At 69.7% G+C, this 19,076-nt stretch carries 16 protein-coding genes; 8 read left to right on the plus strand and 8 right to left on the minus strand.

The window, feature by feature from the left end:
• Position 1: 1 nt before the first annotated feature.
• On the plus strand, positions 2-562 hold the full coding sequence (locus ACH413_RS05665) for a TetR/AcrR family transcriptional regulator (protein WP_360036479.1): 561 nt from the start codon (positions 2-4) through the stop codon (positions 560-562).
• Here ACH413_RS05665 and ACH413_RS05670 read toward each other — a convergent pair.
• Genes ACH413_RS05670 through ACH413_RS05680 form a run of 3 tightly spaced genes read right to left on the minus strand, consistent with a single transcriptional unit; the run spans position 551 to position 2,722 of the window.
• Positions 551-1,348, minus strand: coding sequence for an LLM class flavin-dependent oxidoreductase (locus tag ACH413_RS05670; protein ID WP_360036482.1), 798 nt, complete (start codon positions 1,346-1,348; stop codon positions 551-553). The genes ACH413_RS05665 and ACH413_RS05670 overlap by 12 nt on opposite strands.
• 37 nt (positions 1,349-1,385) lie before the next feature.
• A complete protein-coding gene (locus ACH413_RS05675; RefSeq protein ID WP_360036485.1) occupies positions 1,386-2,228 on the minus strand; it encodes an LLM class flavin-dependent oxidoreductase in 843 nt (280 codons plus the stop codon).
• Positions 2,225-2,722, minus strand: a complete 498-nt coding sequence (locus ACH413_RS05680; RefSeq protein WP_360036488.1) for a DinB family protein — start codon at positions 2,720-2,722, stop codon at positions 2,225-2,227. The genes ACH413_RS05675 and ACH413_RS05680 overlap by 4 nt, the downstream gene beginning before the upstream one ends.
• A gap of 619 nt (positions 2,723-3,341) precedes the next feature.
• Between ACH413_RS05680 and ACH413_RS05685 the strand changes: the two genes are divergently transcribed.
• From ACH413_RS05685 to ACH413_RS05705, 5 genes are all read left to right on the plus strand, one after another.
• Positions 3,342-4,319, plus strand: coding sequence for a tyrosine-type recombinase/integrase (locus ACH413_RS05685; protein WP_360037261.1), 978 nt, complete (start codon positions 3,342-3,344; stop codon positions 4,317-4,319).
• Positions 4,320-4,448: 129 nt separating this feature from the next.
• A complete protein-coding gene (locus tag ACH413_RS05690; protein ID WP_360036491.1) occupies positions 4,449-5,270 on the plus strand; it encodes a Ku protein in 822 nt (273 codons plus the stop codon).
• A complete protein-coding gene (gene ligD, locus ACH413_RS05695) occupies positions 5,271-6,716 on the plus strand; it encodes a non-homologous end-joining DNA ligase (RefSeq protein ID WP_360036494.1) in 1,446 nt (481 codons plus the stop codon).
• Positions 6,703-7,578, plus strand: a complete 876-nt coding sequence (ligD, locus tag ACH413_RS05700; protein WP_360036496.1) for a non-homologous end-joining DNA ligase — start codon at positions 6,703-6,705, stop codon at positions 7,576-7,578. Before ligD (ACH413_RS05695) ends, ligD (ACH413_RS05700) begins: the two co-directional genes overlap by 14 nt.
• 33 nt (positions 7,579-7,611) lie before the next feature.
• Positions 7,612-8,649 (plus strand): GrpB family protein, encoded by a 1,038-nt coding sequence (locus ACH413_RS05705; RefSeq protein ID WP_360036499.1) that lies wholly within the window; start codon positions 7,612-7,614, stop codon positions 8,647-8,649.
• On the opposite strand, the gene ACH413_RS05710 is transcribed toward ACH413_RS05705, so the two are convergent.
• Complete coding sequence (locus tag ACH413_RS05710) at positions 8,627-9,598, minus strand: helix-turn-helix domain-containing protein (protein WP_360036502.1); 972 nt, start codon at positions 9,596-9,598, stop codon at positions 8,627-8,629. The genes ACH413_RS05705 and ACH413_RS05710 overlap by 23 nt on opposite strands.
• Positions 9,599-9,651: 53 nt before the next feature.
• Between ACH413_RS05710 and ACH413_RS05715 the strand changes: the two genes are divergently transcribed.
• On the plus strand, positions 9,652-10,041 hold the full coding sequence (locus tag ACH413_RS05715; RefSeq protein ID WP_360036505.1) for a cupin domain-containing protein: 390 nt from the start codon (positions 9,652-9,654) through the stop codon (positions 10,039-10,041).
• 42 nt (positions 10,042-10,083) lie between these two features.
• Here ACH413_RS05715 and ACH413_RS05720 read toward each other — a convergent pair whose 3' ends face one another.
• Positions 10,084-12,207 (minus strand): choice-of-anchor P family protein, encoded by a 2,124-nt coding sequence (locus ACH413_RS05720; protein WP_360036508.1) that lies wholly within the window; start codon positions 12,205-12,207, stop codon positions 10,084-10,086.
• A gap of 157 nt (positions 12,208-12,364) precedes the next feature.
• Here ACH413_RS05720 and ACH413_RS05725 point away from each other — a divergent pair, with 157 nt between their 5' ends.
• The gene (locus ACH413_RS05725; protein WP_360036511.1) at positions 12,365-15,088 is read left to right on the plus strand and encodes a BTAD domain-containing putative transcriptional regulator; all 2,724 of its coding nucleotides are present in this window, start codon (positions 12,365-12,367) and stop codon (positions 15,086-15,088) included.
• 684 nt (positions 15,089-15,772) lie between these two features.
• On the opposite strand, the gene ACH413_RS05730 is transcribed toward ACH413_RS05725, so the two are convergent.
• From ACH413_RS05730 to ACH413_RS05740, 3 genes are read right to left on the minus strand one after another with little or no spacing between them, the layout of a single operon-like run.
• The gene (locus ACH413_RS05730; RefSeq protein WP_360036514.1) at positions 15,773-17,305 is read right to left on the minus strand and encodes an ABC transporter ATP-binding protein; all 1,533 of its coding nucleotides are present in this window, start codon (positions 17,303-17,305) and stop codon (positions 15,773-15,775) included.
• Complete coding sequence (locus ACH413_RS05735) at positions 17,302-18,135, minus strand: ABC transporter permease (protein ID WP_360036516.1); 834 nt, start codon at positions 18,133-18,135, stop codon at positions 17,302-17,304. Before ACH413_RS05735 ends, ACH413_RS05730 begins: the two co-directional genes overlap by 4 nt.
• Positions 18,132-19,037 (minus strand): ABC transporter permease, encoded by a 906-nt coding sequence (locus ACH413_RS05740; protein ID WP_396424913.1) that lies wholly within the window; start codon positions 19,035-19,037, stop codon positions 18,132-18,134. Before ACH413_RS05740 ends, ACH413_RS05735 begins: the two co-directional genes overlap by 4 nt.
• Between the last annotated feature and the right edge of the window lie 39 nt (positions 19,038-19,076).

A 19,076-nucleotide genomic window follows, 5' to 3' on the forward strand; every position in this document is an offset into this window, starting at 1 on the left:
CATGACGCCGCAGCGAAAGGACGCCGCCCGCAACTGGGAGCACATCCTCACCGTCGCCAGAGAACTCGTCGACGAAGGCACCCCGCTGCAGCTCAACGACGTCGCCCGCCGCGCAGGACTGGGCGTCGGCACGATCTACCGGCACTTCCCGACCACCGAAGCGCTCCTCGAAACCGTCGCCACGCCCTGCCTCGAAGCACTCGCCGGCCACGGCGAACAAGCCCTCACCCACGACGACCCGTGGAAAGCCTTCGCCGACTTCCTCACCAGGCTCGTCGAAGGCCAGGTCACCGACCCCGCACTCGTCAAGGTCGCCGCCACCGCACAAGACGTGCTGCCACGCACCACCGAACTCAAAGCACAGATCCTGGCCACCGGCGCCAAACTGCTCGCCCGCGCCCGCGACGCCGGAACCGTCCGCCCCGACGTGCACGACGACGACCTCGTCCCGCTCATGTGCGGCATCTCCTACGCCACCTACGTGCACAGCGCCGGCCCAGCCGACCGGCTCGCCACCGCACGCCGCTACCTCGAAACCCTGCTCCGAGGCCTACACGCCTGACCGCGGCGGACCAGCAGCCACGAACGCCCGCAACTCATCAAGCCCCCGCGCGCCGCCGTCGGTCAGCATCCACGTCACACCCGCGTCCTCGTACTCCTTCACCTCCTCCGGCAACACGCCGCCACCCCACAGCACGACATCACCGTCGTCAGGGCCGCCCGACGCCACGAAGTCCGCCTTCAACCGAGCGGCGTCGTCGGGGAACAGCACCACCAAACCGTCAGGGCCGAACGTCGCCGGCACCACGCCCGCCGCATGCTCCGCCGCACGAAACGGCGTCGAACGCGGCCAGTTCCCGCCGACCCAGATCGGCACCTCCACCGGCGCGAACCGCACACCCGACACCTCGAACAACGCACCCCGATGCTCAACCTCGGCACCCGATAACAACGCCCGCAGCAACTCGACGCCCTCCGACATCGCACCGGCACGCGACACACGCTCGCCGAAGGGGGAGTAGTCCTGCGGCACACCCGCACCCACCCCGAGCACCAGCCGCCCACCCGACAACCGCTGCAGAGTCGACGCCTCCAACGCCACCTTCCACGGCCGCCGACGCCCCAGCGACGTCACCAACGGCCCCAGCCGAAGCCTCGACGTCCGCGCCGCCACCGCCCCCAACGTCACCCAGACATCAGCGACAACAGGCTCCTCCGGCACCACCACGTGATCCCACAGGAAGAACCCGTCCCACCCCGCCGCCTCAGCCTCCACAGCAAGCGACACCAGCACCGACGGATCACCGAGAGACGAACCGAACGAAGGAACATAGATCGCGCAATCCATGCCCCTCAGTGTGGCAAGCACCCCCGACAAGATCGTTCTAACGCGGCGGACCAGCAGAAACGTACGAACGCAGCTCCGAAAGCGACGCCTTCCACCCGTCCAGCAACAACCACGTCGCACCAGCGTCCGCGAACTCCGACACCTGCGCCACCGACGGCCGCGCCCCACCACCCCAGATCGCCAAATCCCCGTCCACCGGCCCACCCGCAGCCACGAACTCCGCCTTCATCGACGCCGCCTGTTCAGCAGACGCCACCGCGAACCCACCCGACCCGTCCTGAATGATCGGGAACAACCCCGACGCCCGCGCCGCTGCCAGGAACGGCACCTTCCGCGGCCAGATCCCCGACGTCCACACCGGCACCTCCACCGGCGCCAACCGCACCCCGGACGCCTCGAACACACCACCCCGATGCTCCACCGGCTCACCCGAGAGCAACTCCTGCACCAACTCCACACCCTCGGTCAACCGCGCCGCACGCGACCGCGCATCCGACGCCTCACCGAACGACGTGTAATCCCGAGGCACACCCATCCCCACCCCGAGCACCAACCGCCCACCCGACAACCGCTGCAAGGTCGACGCCTCCACAGCCAGCTTCCACGGACGACGCCGGGGGACAGGCGTGATCATCGGCCCCAACGTGATCCGCGACGTCCGCGCCGCCACCGCCCCCAACGTCACCCACGGATCAGCCACCAACGGCTCCGCCACCAACGGCTCCGCCACCAGGTGATCCCACATGAAGAACCCGTCCCAGCCGGCCGCCTCCGCCTCAACGGCCAGCGACACCAGAACAGACGGATCGCCATAGGTCTCGCCATAACAAGGCACGTAGATCGCAAACGCATGCGGGGGAGTCTGCCCCAGCACCCTCACCAGCGCCCCTCACCGGTCGCGCCGTCGATCTGCTCCCGCAGGATGTCCGCGTGCCCCGCATGACGAGCCGTCTCCGTCAGCACGTGCACAAGGACGTTGAACAACATCACGTCCGGACGCGGCCACCACGGCACATGCCCAGGGGAGTCCACCGCAAGCGCAGAGATCGTCGCGTCCGAATGCACCCACACGCGCCGATAACGCTCCACGATCTCCTCACGCGACTCAGACTCGTCGGCCCGCATGTCCAACCCACGCGCCGCCAAGTCGTCCCAACGCGGCATCGGCTCAGGAAACGGCCGCCCGAACACCTCACCGAAATACCGCGACTCCGACAACGTCAGATGCTTCACCAACCCCAGCAGGTTCGTCCCGGACGCCACGAGCGGACGCCGTATCTCCGACTCGGCCAACCCGTCCAGCTTCCACACCAGCGCCTCGCGCAACTCACGCAGATCGCTGTGCAGGTACTCCTTGGCGAACTCATCGATCATGACATCGAGGATGCCAGCCGAGCGCGGTCCGGTTCCCGCGGACCTTTATCGCCACGGTGACGTAAGACCGAACGCGGGGGCCGCAGCAGAGCGGACCTTCAGGATGCTCCGGCTGATGTGCCCACGGGCTCACCGCGAGCGCGCCACCGACAGCAGCGTCGCCGAGCCGAGGCGCAACGGACGCGCGTGCGCCGGTCGTGAAGAGAAGAACGGATCCAAGCCACCGCAGATCCGATGGGCAGGACGCGGGAGAGCCCTCAGGGCGGCCCAGATCTCCATTACTTGACATAATGTAGATTATCGGCGAAACGGCGACCTGCGAAGATCGCCTCAGAAGGGGCTGAAACGCCCGTGTTGGCGCGTCTGCAAGTCACAGCCAACGGGCAGGCCGGCTGCGCTTGCAGACGCCACAACATCAGATCCACGGCGATGTCGGAGCGCGGTCGACACCGACGTGTCGTCAGTGAGACGTACGTGGCGGGGCGCCATTACGTTCGCGATCCCCACCAAGTGACGCCACCTGGTCCAGCGTCTTCCTCCGCCGCGTCGAATCCCGGCGAAACGGACATTTCATGCATAATCGCCATTATCCAGCACAGTGCGCGGAATTGTCGGTGGTGTGCGGTACAAGATCCATATGCACGTGCTCGCCGCCCAGGACGCCTTCTTCCTCGCCCGCCGGACCCGCAAGGACTCCCCGCACACCACAGCGGCCTACCAGCGGGATCTCTCCGGTGTGAACACACTCCTGGCCGAGGCCCTCCTCTCCCCCGTCGAGGAACTCGTCATGGGCCAGCTCACCGGGGCGAACCTCCGTCAGGCTTTCGGGTTGTTCGCGGACACCCACGCCAAGAGCTCCGTGCTGCGGGCCTGGTCCACGTGGAATCAGTTCCTGACGTTCTGCGTGGCCGAGGACCTCATCGCCGGCAACCCGATGGGCGCTATCGCCCGGCCGAAGACGCCTCCGCTCGTGCCCAAGCCGCTGCGTGGTGAGGACACGCCCGAGCAGTTGCTCACGGCCGCGGCGGAGGGTGCGAGCAAGGGGCGTGATCCGTGGCCCGAGCGGGACGTGCTGGTCATCGCGCTGGGGCTGGTCGCGGGGCTGCGGAGTGCGGAGATGCGGACGCTGACGTTGGCGAGTGTGGTCGGACGGGAGGGTGATCAGCGGTTGCACGTGAAGGGCAAGGGCAACCGGGACCGCAGTGTTCCCATCGAGCCGCCGATGGAGCGGATCGTGGACGCCTATCTCAAGAGCTGCAGGCAGCGTTTTCCTCAGGGGCGGTTCGATCGTGAGTCGGCGTTGCTGCGGGATCGGCAGGGTGAGCCGATCGGGCGGGGTGGGCTGGAGTACCTGGTCAAGTCGTGTTTCCGGTGGGCGGGGTTGAACGACCGGGTGCCGACGGGGGCGAGTCTGCACGCGTTGAGGCACACGTTCGCGACGCGGCTGGCCGAGGACGGGGCGAACGCGAGCGAAATCATGGCGTTGCTGGGGCATGCGAGCTTGGCGACGAGTCAGAACTACATCGAGGCGACGGCGCGGGAGAGACGGGCCGCGGTGGCGAGCAACAGGACGTATCGGGCGCTCAAGGACATCTAGCGGTGCTCCACCGGGATGCGGCACGCTCGGCTATGACGCTTGTGCCGGGGGTCGCCCGGTTGCCGGATCGTTAGGCCAAGTGGGTGACCTGATAGTGCGAAAACCGCATTTCAGGGGTACCCAATGAGAATGAGATCCGTGTGGCGTGGGGCCATCTCCTTCGGGTTGGTGACGATCGCCGTGCGCCTCTACACGGCTGTCGAGGAGCACGACTTCCGTTTCAACCAGGTGCACCGGGAGGACGGCGGGCGCATCAAGTACAAGCGCGTCTGTTCGGTGTGCGGCGAAGAGGTCGAGTACGGCGACATCACCAAGGGCTATGAGTTGGACGACGGCCGGATGGTGATCATGGAGAACGAGGACTTCGACAAGTTGCCGGTGAAGACCGACAAGTCGATCGACGTTCTGGAGTTCGTGCCGGCGGAGGAGATCGATCCGATCTACTTCCAGAAGACGTACTACCTGGAGCCGGACAAGGCGGCGGCGCGCCCGTACGTGCTGCTGCGGGACGCTCTCGTCAAAACCGGTCAGCTGGCGGTCGTGAAGATCACGATCCGGCAGAAGGAGACGCTGGCGACGATCCGGGCGCGTGATGACGTGCTGGTGATGCACACGATGTTGTGGCCGGACGAGATCCGCAAGGCGGAGTTCGACTTCCTGGACCAGGACGTGGAGGTGCGGCCGCAGGAGTTGAAGATGGCGACGTCGCTGGTGGAGTCGATGGCGGGTGACTTCGATCCGGACACGTTCACCGACGACTACCGGGACGCGCTGGAGAAGGTGATCGCGGCGAAGGCGGAGGGTGCGGAGTTGCCCGATCAGCCGGAGGCCGAGGAGAAGGGCGATGTCATCGATCTGATGACGGCGCTGGAGCGCAGTGTGGAGAAGGCGAAGGCCGGGCGGAAGAGCGAGAAGAAGGCGCCGCCGAAGAAGAAGGCCTCGTCGGCGTAGATGGCCGGGCTCGACGAGTACCGGCGCAAGAGGGATCCGGCCAGGACGCCGGAGCCCGTTCCGAGCGCGGACGAGTTGCCGAAGGGTGACAACGACACGTTCGTGATTCAGGAGCATCACGCGAGCAGCCTGCATTGGGATGTGCGGTTGGAGCGTGATGGTGTTCTGGTGTCGTGGGCGGTGCCGAAGGGTTTGCCGTCCACGACTGATGTGGTGCGTCTGGCCGTGCACACCGAGGACCATCCGTTGGAGTACGCGCAGTTCTCCGGGGAGATTCCGAAGGGTGAGTACGGCGGCGGTGAGATGGTCATCTGGGACCGGGGCCGCTATGAGACGGTGAAGTGGTCGGACCGTGAGGTGGACGTTGTTCTGCACGGTCATCGGGTGCAGGGGCAGTTCGTGTTCTTCCGGTCGGGCAAGGACGAGAAGAACTGGATGATGAAGCGCCGGCACGCTGCGGCGCGTCCGGACTGGAAGTCCTTGCCGGAGCAGCTGAAGCCGATGCTCGCTGTTCCCGGTCCCCTCCCCCAGGATGATGATGATCTTTGGGCTTATGAGTTCAAGTGGGACGGTGTCCGGGCGATCCTGAGGGTCGAGGGTGGCCGTGTGCAGGCGTGGTCGCGGCTGGGCAACGACATCACGGTCGCTTATCCGGAGCTGCAGGGCGTGGGTGAGCAGCTGGGGTCGACGGAGGCGCTGCTCGACGGGGAGATCGTGGCGTTGCAGAACGGCCGGCCGAGTTTCAGCGCGTTGCAGAACCGGATGCACGTGACGAAGTCGGAGGCCGCGCGGCGGGCGGCGAGGCAGTTTCCGGCCACGTTGCTGTTGTTCGACCTGCTGCACCTCGACGGCAGCTCCACGATGCCTCTCCCCTTCCGGCAACGCCGTGAGCTGCTCCGAAGCCTCGAGTTGAAGGGCCCCAACTGGCTCACTCCCCCGTCCTACGACGAGGACGGTGCCGCGGTGCTGGCGGCGAGCCGTGAGCAGGGCCTGGAAGGGGTGGTGGCGAAGCGGCTGGATTCGGCGTATCAGCCGGGGACGCGCAGCCCGGTGTGGCGCAAGATCACGGACCTGCTCGCGCAGGAGGTGGTCATCGGCGGCTGGCGGATGGGTGAGGGCAAGCGCGCGGGTGTGGTGGGGGCGCTGTTGCTGGGTATCCCCCAGGACGGCGGGCTGGCGTTCGCCGGGTCGGTGGGCACCGGGTTCAACGACGCGGAGCTGGCGGTGTTGACGCCGCGGTTGAAGGCGTTGGGGCGCAAGGGTTCGCCGTTCGTGACGGAGGTGCCGCGGGAACGGGCGAAGGGTGCGTTGTGGGTGGAGCCGGAGTTGGTGGCGGAGGTGGTGTTCCGGCAGTGGACGCCGGACGGGCGGATGCGGTTTCCGGCGTGGCGGGGGTTGCGGCCGGACAAGACGCCGGAGGAGGTGCGTCGGGTTGACCAGCAGTGACGCGACCGTGAGGGTCGAGGACCGGGTGTTGAAGCTGACGAACCTGGACAAGCTGTTGTATCCGGAGTTCGGGTTCACCAAGGGTGAGGTGATCGACTACTACACCCGGATCGCGCCGGTGTTGTTGCCGCATCTGAAGGACCGTCCGGTGACGTTGAAGCGCTATCCGAACGGGGTGGACGGGAAGTGGTTCTTCGAGAAGAACGCGCCGGAGCACCGGCCTGACTGGGTGCGGACGATGCGGCTGGAGTCGCCGGGCAGTTCGAAGGGCAACGAGACCGTCAACTACGTGATGGTGGACGAGCTGGCGACGTTGGTGTGGCTGGCGAATCTGGCGGCGCTGGAGTTGCACGTGCCGCAGTGGACGGTGGGGCCGCGCGGGGGCAAGCGGGATCCTGACCTGCTGGTGTTCGATCTGGATCCGGGTGCGCCGGCGACGGTGGTGGAGTGTTGCCGGGTCGCGGAGCAGGTGCGGGTGGTGCTGGACGACGACGGCGTGGACTCGTGGGCGAAGACGTCGGGCAACAAGGGCATGCAGGTGTACGCGTACGCGCCGGCGAAGGACACCTCGGAGTACGCGAAGGCGGTGGCGCAGCGGTTGGCGCAGGAGCATCCGGAGCTGGTCGTGTCGACGATGGCGAAGGCGCAGCGGCCGGGGAAGGTGTTCATCGACTGGTCGCAGAACAACACGGCGAAGACCACGATCGCGCCGTATTCGTTGCGGGCTCGGGAGCGGCCGGCGGTGTCGGCGCCGGTGACGTGGGACGAGGTCGAGGACTGCGAGGTTGTGGAGGACCTGGTGTTCACGGCGGACGAGGTGCTGGCGCGGGTCGAGTCGGCGGGTGATCTGTTCGGGAGTTGATATTCTGGCCGACTGCCTATGTGGGGGTTTGCCGTGAACATCGAACTTGCCGAGTACGACTCCGCCTGGCCTGGTCTGTACGAACGGGAACGGGCGCGGGTCCTGTCCGCCCTGCCTGATGCCGAGCTGGAGCACGTCGGGTCGACGTCGGTGCCGGGGTTGTGTGCGAAGCCGGTGATCGACCTGATGCTGGTGGTGGACGACCCGGTGGACGAGGAGTCGTACGTGCCGGCGTTGGAGGCCGCCGGGTACCGGGTGACGGTGCGGGAGGACGACTGGCACGACCACCGGATCCTCAAGGGCCCGGACACGAACATCAACCTGCACGTGTTCCCGCGTGGGTGCGCTCAGGTGCGGCGGCATCTGCTGTTCCGCGACTGGCTGCGTGACACCGCCGAGGACCGCGAGTTGTACGCGTCGACCAAGCGTGCGCTGGCGTCGCGGGCCTGGGATCGGGTGCAGGACTACGCGGACGCGAAGAACGAGGTAGTGCTGGACATCCTCGAACGGGCGTATGTGGCGCGGCCGGTGGAGCCGGGTGAGGTGGAGTTCGTGACGGAGACGCCGCCGCACAACGCCCCGGTGGTGCTGGAGGACTACAACCTGGACTGGCCGCGGTGGTACGCCGTCGAGGAGGCGAAGATCCGGGCGGCGCTGGGCGGGAAGGTTGTCCGGGTGGAGCACGTGGGGTCGACGTCGGTGCCGGGGCTGGCGGCGAAGCCGTTGATCGACATCATGCTGATCGTGCCGGACTCGGCCGATGAGGACGCCTACGTTCCGGCGTTGGTGGAGGCGGGCTACTACCTGCGGCTGCGCGAGCCCGTGTGGCACGAGCACCGGTTGCTCAAGGGCGTGGAGCCGAACGTGAACCTGCACGTCTACTCCCCCAGGTGCGAGGAGCTCGATCGGATGCTGGCCTTCCGCGACCGGCTGCGCGACCACCCGGAGGATCGGGAGGAGTACGAGCGCACGAAGCGGGAGCTGGCGGGCCGGACGTGGAAGCGGGTGCAGGACTACGCCGACGCGAAGACGCGGGTGGTGGAGCGGATCATCCTGCGGGCGCTGGGCTGAAGCGGCGCCGGTAGTCCGACGGGGTGAGGCCGGTCTCGCGGCGCATCAGGGCGCGGAGGTTGGCGGCGCTGCCCAGGCCGGTGCGGCGGGCGACGACGTCGAAGCGCCGCTCCCCCAGTTCGATCAGCCTGCACGCCAGGGTGACGCGTTCGCCGGTCAGCCATGCCAGCGGTGTGGTGCCGAGTTGTGCCTGGAAGCGGCGGTGCAGTGTGGCGGGGCTGATGGCGGCGCGGGCGGCCAGCGTGAGGACGGTCAGCGGGGTGTCGAGGTGTTGCTGGGCCCAGGCGAGGACGGGGGCGAGTGACTCGTCGGGCAGGTCGGGTACCGGGCGTTCGACGAACTGGCGCTGGCCGCCGTCGCGGTGGGCGGCGAAGACGAGGCGGCGGCTGACGGAGTTGGCGATCTCGGCGCCGTGGTCGCGGCGGACGAGGTGCAGGCCGAGGTCGAGGGCGGCGGCGCTGCCGGCGGAGGTGAGGATGTCGCCGTCGTCGACGAACAGGACGTCGGGTTCGAGGTGCACGGCCGGGAAACGGGTGCGGAAGTCGTCGGCCCACTGCCAGTGGGCGGTGGCGCGGCGGCCGTCGAGGACTCCGGCTTCGGCGAGGGTGAAGGCGCCGCTGCAGAAGCCGACGAGGCGGGCGCCGCGGGTGTGGGCTCGGCGGATGGCGTTGAGGACCTCGGGGCGCCTGGGGGCCTCGACGTTGGGTCGGTTGGGGACGATGAGGGTGTCGGCGTGCTCGGCGGCCTGCAGCCCGGCAACGCCGGCGAGGGTGAAGAAGCCGTCGCGCATCACCGTGTGCGGCTGCGGTGAGCAGAGGCGGAAGTCGTAGAGGTGGCCGCCGATCTCGGGGCGGTGCAGGCCGAAGACCTCGGTGGCGCAGCCGAGTTCGAACGGGTTGGAGTTCTCGTCCACGATGACGACGACGCGGTGCGAGGATTCTTGCGGCATGTGCGATTCCTAGCACTCACGCCCAGGTCGCGCCACCGGCCAGGCTCGACGGCATGAACGAACCCATCGCCCTGGACAAGGCTCTGGCCTCCTTCGACGCCCTGTGGAGCCCCCGGATCGTCACCCGCGTCAACGACTACGACGTGCGCGTCGCGAAGGTCGAGGGTGAGCACGTGTGGCACGTCCACGACGACACCGACGAGTTCTTCCTCGTGCTGGACGGCGAACTGCACATCGGGCTGCGTGAGTCCGATGGCGAGCGCACGGTCGTGCTCGGCAAGGGCGAGGTGTTCACCGTGCCGCGCGGGACGTTCCACAAGCCGGTGGCCCCGCACGGTGCGCGGATCCTGCTGTTCGAGCCCTCCGGAACGCTGACCGTGGGCGATCGGCACGAGGAGGTCCCGGCGCACGTGGACGTGACGACCGGGCACGAGCTGGGGTGAGGCTGGGAGGGAGCGCGGTCCCTCCCAGCCTCACTCAGAAGGTCAGCCCAGGCGGCAGGCCGACACGATGATCTCCTGGCCGAGCAGCGTGCGGACCCGGACGGCGTTCTGGATCAGCTGGCCGTTCGGTCCGGTCGCGGTCTCGTTGAGGTGCACGGTCGCGACACCGGGGATGCCGATGGTGGCGGGGCCGGTGCCGATGGGCTGGCCGTTGAGCGTGCCGACCTTCGACGAGCCCACGACACCGTTGGCGTCACTCACGCACTTGGCCTCGATGGCGTTGAGCGTGATCGCCCCACCCAGCAGTGAGGCTCCCTCCACCCGTGCCGACGCGACGGTGCGGCCGGTGTTCGCGTCGAGGGTGCAGTCGGCGTGCAGGGCGTTCACCGAGGCCAGGCCCAGGACGTTGACCGAGGCGACGGTCTTGTCCTCGTTGGGCGGGCACTGGGCGTGCGGTGTCTTGGCGACGGTGATCAGGCCGGTCGCGTTGAGCGCCCACGCCTCGCCGCGCAGGTAGACGACGACCTTCACGACGGCGGTGGCCGAGGCGCCGTCGTCGTCGGTCACCTTCACCAGGACGTTGTGCGCGCCGAGTGCGGTGAACGTACGTGAGGCGGTGCAGGTGCCGCTACCGGCTCCCTGGGCGACGGTGCCGTTGACGACCGGGCTGCCGTCGTCGAAGTCCAGGGTGCAGGTGTGCTTGTCGTTGGTGGCGATGTCGGTGAACGGCGCGGAGAAGTTCACGGCGGTGCCACGGGTGACGAGCGTCTTGTCGGCGTTCAGGGCGGCCTGCGGGGCGACGTTGGACAGCGTCAGCGTCGTGGACACCGCGACGGGCGGGTTGACGCCGTCGTTGCCGGTCAGCGTCAGCTGCCACACGCCGTCATCGGTGCACTTGACCGTGGTGGTCTGGGCGGCGGCGTTGCCGAACGAGCAGGTCGCGCCCGCGTCGACGCCGGACTGCGGGGCGGCGGTCCACGCCGTGGTCAGCGACGGGCCGTCCGGGTCGGTCACCACGCCCGCGAGGTCGACGTTCGTGCCTTCCTGCCCGGCGTACGGGCCGCCGGGCTTGACCACGGGCGGGGCGTTGACCTTGACGGTGACGCACTCGGTCACGCCACCGGCTCCGCCGCCATCGGTGCCGCGGGCGGTGACGCACAGCTCGTGCGTGCCCGCGGCGAGCGCCGGGGTGTTGACCGTGTAGTCGACCGTCGCGGGCCCGTCCTGCGGCAGACCCGGCGTGATCGAGGTGATCGGGAGGTCCGAGCCGCCGTCGACCTTCAGCGTCAGCTCGGTGAGCTTGGAGGCGATGACGCCGGGAACGACGTCGGGCAGCTGGGAGACGTTGGGGACCTCGGTGCAGGTGCCGCCGGTGGTCTCGGCGATCTTGCGCAACGAGTTCGCGGCGTTCGCCGCACCGCAGGCGACGCCGTTGGACACGGCGAAGGTGAAGATCTTGATGCCGGCGTTCACCGCCTGCTGCAGCTGGGCGTCGACGGAACCGGAGCCGGCGCCGTCCGAGAGGAAGATCATCAGCTTGCGCTGCTGCGGGGCGGCGGTGGCCGAGGAGAGGCCGGCGGTCAGGCCCGCGGTGTAGTTGGTGCCGGAGGCGAAGCTGTGCGGGGTGAACAGCTGCACGTTGCCGATGTGGGCGCTGCCCAGCGCTTCGGAGATGTCGGGGGTGCCGTTGCCGTTGGCGTCGGTGGCGGGCCCGGTGACCTTCTGGTCACCTGCCGCCGGGCCGACGTCGACGGTCGCGCTGTCCGAGCCGAACACGGCGGCGCCGACGCTGCCGACGACCGTGTTGGGGACCGCGGCCTTCGCGTTGAGGGACCTGGCGGCGGCGATCTCGCAGTCCAGGATCGTCGCGGGGTTGCCGTCGCCGTTCTGGTCGCCGCCGCAGCCCGCGGTCACGGTGCCGCCGGTGGAACCGGACACGTCGAGCACGTAGGTCAGGGCGGTGTCGACGACCGCGGCGCCGGTGCCGATCGAGGCCTTGCCGGTCACGGTGACCGGGCCGGGTACGACCACGGCGTTGTTCGCCGGGCCGGTGATGGTCACCCCGATGGAGGTGCCGCCGGGCAGGTTGCCGGTGGCGGCGTGCGCAGGGATGGCGAGTGCCACGGTGGCCGCTAGCGCGGCGCCGACCGTGATGCTGGGTCTCATGGTTCTCCGCTCGTTGGTTCGTCCCCGACCGAACGGAAGGAGACCGCACGTGGTGGAGCTGATACGCCCGGTCACCGAAATGCATCGATAGTCGACCTATTCGGCCCAAGGCCGGTTCCGGTCTCGTGGATCTTGGGACTCGGGAAGAATCAGCCCGGTGACGTTCGGGGTGCTCGGTCCGGTGCTGGTCGACGGCGTGGAGGTCGCGGCGCCACGGCAGCGCGCCCTGCTGGCGATGCTCGTGCTCGACGCTGGGCGGATCGTGGGGCACGACCAGCTGATCGGCGGCTTGTACGCCGAGCCGCCCGCCGGTGCGGCCAACGCGCTGCAGTCGCAGGTCTCGCGTCTGCGCCGGGCCGTGCCGGGGCTGGTGGTCGAGCACCACCCGGCCGGCTACCGGCTCGTCGCCGAGCCGTCGGACGTGGATCACCTGCGCTGCGTCGAGCTGCTCGAGGCCGGCCGGGCGGCCGACGCGCTGGCGCTGTGGCGCGGACCGGCCCTGGCCGACGTCGACGCGCCGTTCGTGCCGGGGGCGAGGCAACGGCTGACCGAGGTGCTCATCCGCTGCGTCGTCTCCGGCGGGAGCAGCGAGCAGTTGCGTGACCTGGTGGCGGAGCATCCGTTGCGGGAGGACGTGCGGGCGGCGTTGATGCGGTCACTGCACCGCGAAGGCCGCCAGACCGAGGCCCTGGACGTGTTCGCGCAGGGACGTGAGCTGCTGGCCGACGAGCTCGGTGTCGATCCCTCCCCCGCGCTCGCGGCCGCGCATCTGGAGGTGCTGCGGGCCCAGGCGCCGCACCGGGGCGTGCCCGCGCAGCTCACCAGCTTCGTCGGCCGCGACGAGGACCTGCGGCGCGTGTCGAAGTGGCTGCGCGACAACCGGCTGGTCACGCTGATCGGCCCCGGCGGGACCGGCAAGACGCGGCTGGCCGTCGAGGTCGCGCACCGCGAACCGGGCGAGGTGGCGTTCGTCGACCTCAGCGCCACCGCCGACGTCGCCCGCGCCCTGCTCGACGGCCTCGGGATCCGCGAGGCCGGACTGCTGTCGGCCGGTCCGCTCAGCGTCGAGGACCGGCTGCGGGCCGCGCTGGCGACACGGGAGGTCGTCCTGGTCGTGGACAACTGCGAACACGTCATCGACGACGCCGCCCGCGTGCTCGGCGGCATCCTCACCGCCTGCCCCGACGTACGCGTGCTGGCGACCAGCCGCGAACCGCTCGGCATCACCGGCGAGACCCTCAGCCCCGTCACCGCGCTGGACGCCGAGGCCGCCACCCGCCTGTTCCTCGACCGAGCCCAGGCCGTCAAACCGGGCTTCCACGCCGATCCGGCCGTCATCGCCGAGGTGTGCCGGCGACTGGACGGGATCGCGCTCGCCATCGAACTCGCCGCCGCCCGCGTCCGGTCCCTGCCCCTGGACGAGATCGCGGCACGGCTCGACGACCGGTTCCGGTTGCTGTCCAAGGGCAGCCGCACCGCCGCACCCCGCCACCGCACGCTGCACGCCGTCGTCGAGTGGAGCTGGGACCTGCTCACCGACGCCGAACGCGACCTCGCCGCCCGCTTCACCGTGTTCAGCGGCGGCGCGGGCCTCGACACCGCCACCGCCGTCTGCCAGTCCGATGTGGACACTCTGTCGTCGTTGGTGGACAAGTCACTCGTCGAGGTCGCCGACGACCGCTACCGCATGCTCGACACCATCCGCGCGTTCTGCGCCACCCACGCACCCGACCTCGGGCACGCACACGCGCGGTGGTTCCTCGAACGCGCCCAGCAGGCCGAACCGCACCTGCGTGCCCACGACCAGATCCAGTGGCTCGCCCGGCTCGCCGCCGACCACGACAACCTCGTCGCCGCCGTCACCTGGGCCACCGCCCACGACCACGAACTCGCCCTGGAACTCGTCGCCGCGCTCGCCACCTACTACTGGTTCCGCGGCCTGCGCACCGAAGCCGCCCAGCAGGCCGACGCCGTGCTGCACGCGTGCGGCGAAACCCCGCCACACGGCCGTGAGCAGGAGTACGCGCTGTGCCTGCTGATCGCGTGGCCGGTCGCGACCGGGGACCAGAGCGCCCGCATCCGCCAGGCCGACACGTTGATGGACAAGCTCGTCGACCCGCCGCGCTACCCGATCATGACCATGATGTGGGGCATGGCGCTCGGCGCGCCCGAGGACGATTCGCAGGTGTGGTACCGCCGCCACCGGCTGCTCGGCCACGACCCGTGGAGCGCCGCTCTCGCGTTGGTCGGCGACGGTCTCGTCGCGCGCATGGGCGGCGACCCGGCCACGGGCGCAGAGCTGCTGCACCAGGCCGCGGCGGCGTTCACCGAGGTCGGTGACCGGTGGGGCGCGGCGCTCGCGTTCAACCAGCTCGGTGAGATCGCGCTGGACCAGGGCGACGCCGTGAACGCCCTGATCCACATCGAACGCGGCCGGGGCCTGCTCGACGAGCTCGGCGCCACCGAGGACACCGCCGAGGCCGTCATCGCCCGCGCCCAGGCCACCCTGATGACCGGCGACCTCGAGGGCGCGCGGACCGACTTCCTGCTCGCACTGACCCTGTCGCGGCGTGCCGGAGCGTTGGTGGTGCAGGCGGGCGCCCATCTGGGGCTGGCCGAACTCGCCCGCGTCACCGGGGACTACGCGACCGCCTACCGGGAGTGCGACCAGGCGTGGGAACGGTGTCCCGGCGGCTGGTACGGGCCGGATGAGATGCGCTGCCACATCGCCGTGCAACGCGGCCGCGTCGCGAAGGCCGAAGGCGATCCCGCGAAAGCCCGCCGGCACTTCGAGGAGGCGCTGCGCCGGGCCGTCGGGCAGCGCAACCTCGTAACCGAGACCGCCGTGCGCGCGGAACTCGCCGCCCTGGCCGTGCCCTGAGCCGCCGCCACCACAACCACGCCGGCAGCCTGCGGTGCTCGATGAACGTCCACAGGTCGTCCTCGGCCACGTCGTCGGGGTGCCGGCGCAGCACCTCCAGGCACTCCCGCGACACCACCCCGTGGATCCGGGCCACGTGCGCCAGCGCCGTCGCGCCCTGCCGGCGGACCTCGATGCGGTTGTGGTCCAACGCGCGAGCGACGCGGCGTAAGGCGACCAGCGGGTCCGGATGCGACATCGCCAGGCCGATCACCGCGACACCGACCATGTCCTCGCCGCGGTCGAACGCCGCGTCGACCTCTTCCGGGCGGCCGATGCCCATCAGGGCGGTGTAGTCGTGCCAGTTCACGCCGTCGCCGCGCATCGCCCGGTCCAGCAGGAACCGCTGCCGGCCGTCGGAGCGTTCGCCGGTGCGTTCCCAGTCCGCGGCCAGGTAGCGCCATACCGCGGCGGTGTCGGCACGGGAGGTCGAGGCCAGGATCCGGCACAGTTCCCGCACGTGACCGGGTTCGCTGGCCTGCGCGAGCTCACCCAGCACACCGGGAGGGCAGCCCAGGTCGTGCCACGCCAGCCTCGCCAGCGTCGGCACCTCGTCGACGTCCACCCAGCCGTCGGCCCCGCCCCGCCCGATCTCGGCAGGCGTCAGCGAGGCCCGATACCGGGCGTGTTCGATCGGGATCACTCTCAGACCTGCGGCACCGCGCGCAGCAACGCACGCGTGTAGTCGTGAGACGGGGTGAGGAGGACTTCTTCGACCGAGCCTTGTTCCACGATTTTCCCCTGATGCATCACCGCGACCCGGTCGGCGATCTGCCACGCCAGCCCTAGGTCGTGCGTGATGATCAATGAAGCAAGGCCCAGTTCACGGCGCAACCGGAGCAACAGCGCCACGATCTCCCCGCGCACCGAGGCGTCCAGCGACGCGACGGGCTCGTCGGCCACCAGCAGCCGGGGCTCCAGCACCAGCGCGCCGGCGATCACCACCCGCTGCTGCTGACCCCCGGACAGCTCGTGCGGAAGCGACTCCAGGTACAGGCTCGCCGGACGCAGTTCAGCCCGTTCCACAGCGGCCGTGACCAGGGCTTCCACGTCACCTGCGACCCCGTGCACCCGCAGTCCCTCCGCCACCGCGTCGACGACCTTGTGACGCGGGTTGAGGGCGCTGGAAGGATCTTGAAGCACGAGCTGCACCTGGCGCCGGAAGGCCTTGAGCGCCTTGCCGCCGCGACCCACCTCGGCGCCGTCGAAGATCACCCGACCGGAGGACGGCTTTCGCAGCCCCATTATGGTACGAGCCAGTGTCGTTTTGCCTGATCCGGACTGCCCGACCAGCGCCACGATCTCGCCCCGCCCGATCGTCAGGTCCACCCCGTCGACCGCGCGCGTCCGGCCGTAGTCCACGACCAGATCCCGCACTTCGAGCAACGGCTCCGGTGTCGGCGCGGGCTCGGCCCAGCGGTGCGCCGGGTCGCCGATCACCGGGAACGCCGCCGTCAGCGCCGCCGTGTGCGGGTGGCGCGGGTTCGCGATCACCTCACGGGTGCGGCCGCGTTCGACCAGCTCGCCGCGATGCATCACCGCGAGGTCGTCACACGTCTCGGCCAGCACCGACAGGTCGTGACTGATCATCAGCAACCCGAGGTCCTGCTCGCGGACCAGCCGCGTCATCAACGCCAGCACCTGGGCCTGCACCACGACGTCGAGCGCCGTGGTCGGCTCGTCCGCGACGACCAGCCGCGGCCCGCACGCCAGCGCCATCGCGATCATGACCCGCTGCTTCTGCCCGCCCGAGAGCTCGTGCGGATACGCCCGCGCTTTGTCCCGGGGCAGTTCGACCTGCTCCAGCAGATCGAGCGCGCTGCCGTCCACGCCGTGCAGCCGCATGGGTTCGGCGATCTGGTCCCCGACGCGCTGCACGGGGTTGAGCGAGTGCATCGCGCCCTGGAACACGATCGACGCCGCCGCCCACCGCACCGCCCGCAACCGGCCCCACGACATCGTCGCCACGTCGTCGCCGTCGAGCAGGACCTCGCCGGTCACGGTCGCGGACTTGGGCAGCAGCCGCAGCACCGACATCGCCACCGTCGACTTGCCCGACCCCGACTCACCCGCCAAACCCAGCGTCTGACCGGGCGCCAGGGCGAGGTTCACGTCGTTGACGACGCATTTCGGTCCGTAGTGGACGGTGAGGTTCTTCAACTCCAGCAACGGGTTCACCTCTTCGGCGTCACGACGGCTTCGAGGGCGCGTCCGACGAGCGTGAACGCCAGCACCACCGCCACGATCGCGAGACCGGGCGGCAGCAGGAACCACCACGCCCGCTGCGGCACCGCGCCGTGCAGTTGCGCCTGGTGCAGCATCGCGCCCCACGAGATCCGCGTCGGGTCACCCAGGCCCAGAAACGCCAGCGTCGACTCCGCCACGATCGCCGACGCCACCGCCAGCGTCGCGTTGACCAGCACCAACGGCACCACCGACGGCAGCACGTGCCGTCCGATCACGTGCGTGTGGCCGCCACCGAGCGCCCGTGCGCGTTCCACGAACGGACGGGCCTCGATCGTCAGTGTCTGCGCCCGCACCATCCGTGCCGTCGCGGGCCAGCTCGTCAGGCCGATCGCCAGGATGATCGTGCCGATGCCGCGTGGCAGCACCGTCGACAACGCGATCGCCAGCACCAGCGCCGGCAGCACCAGGAAGAAGTCCGTCACCCGCAGCAACGCCCCTGCCAGCAGCCCGCCGAAGTGACCGCTCAGGATGCCGGCGAGCGTGCCGATGCCCACGGCGAGCACCGCCGCCGTCAGCCCGACGAACAACGACGTCCCCGTGCCCTGCGCCATCAGCAACGCCACCGACCGTCCCGTGTGGTCGGTGCCCAGCCAGTGCCCCGAGCCCGGCGGCTGCCAGGCGCCGTCGGTCACGCGGGTGACGTCGAGGGCGTCGGCGGGGATCAGCAGCGGCGCGAGCAGGGCGACCAGCGCGGCCACAGAAAGCACCGCCGCACCGGCCACCCCGGCGCGCTGCGCCAGGAACCCGTCCATCCTGCTCATACGACCTTCACCCGTGGATCCAGGACCCCGTGCAGCAGGTCCGCGAGCAGGTTCATCACCACGACCGCGCTCGCCGTCACCACCAGCAACCCCTGCAGCAGCAGGTAGTCCGGCCCGGTCAGCGCGTCGTAGAACAACAACCCCAGGCCGGGCCAGGAGAACACCGTCTCCGTCGTGATCGCCCCGGCCACCACCAGCCCGAACCGCAGGAACACCAGCGTGATCGCCGGCAGCACCGCGTTCGGCACGGCATGGCGGCGCCGCACCAGGTCGTCGCGCAGACCCTTCGCACGCGCCGTCGTCAGATAGGGGGCGTGCATCTCCTCCAGCAACGACGACCGCATGACCAGCATGTACTCCGCGCACACCACCGCGACCAGCGTGATCGACGGCAGCACCAGGTGGTGGCCGACGTCGAGGGCCTGCGACACGAAGTCCGGCGCCGTGTCGGTGTCGCGCATGCCCCGCGACGGGAACAGGTCCCCGGTCACCATCATCAGCAGCATGCCGAGCCAGAACGTCGGCACCGCCCACAACGTCAGCGACACCCCCGTCGTGACCCGGTCGAAGCCCGAGTCACGACGCCACGCCGCCCGCACCCCGAGCCACAGCCCCAGCCCGACCGCGATCAGCGTCGCCGTGCCGACCAGCAGCAACGTCGGCCCCAGACGTTCGAGGATCACGTCGGAGACCGGCCGGCGGAACGTGAACGACGTGCCCAGGTCACCGTGCAGCAGCGAGGTGAGGTAGTTCCAGAACTGCTCGTGCAACGGACGGTCCAGGCCGAACTGCGCACGCAGCTCGGCCTGCATCGCCGCCGTGGTCGGACGGCCGCGCGTCATCGAGACCACGGGGTCGCCGGGCACCACCCGGAACAGGAAGAACCCCAGCACCGCCACCATCACCAGGCTGAGCGCCGCACCACCGAACCGACCGGCCAG

It is taken from the genome of Lentzea sp. NPDC020367, from assembly GCF_044387305.1.
GTDB lineage: Bacteria > Actinomycetota > Actinomycetes > Mycobacteriales > Pseudonocardiaceae > Lentzea.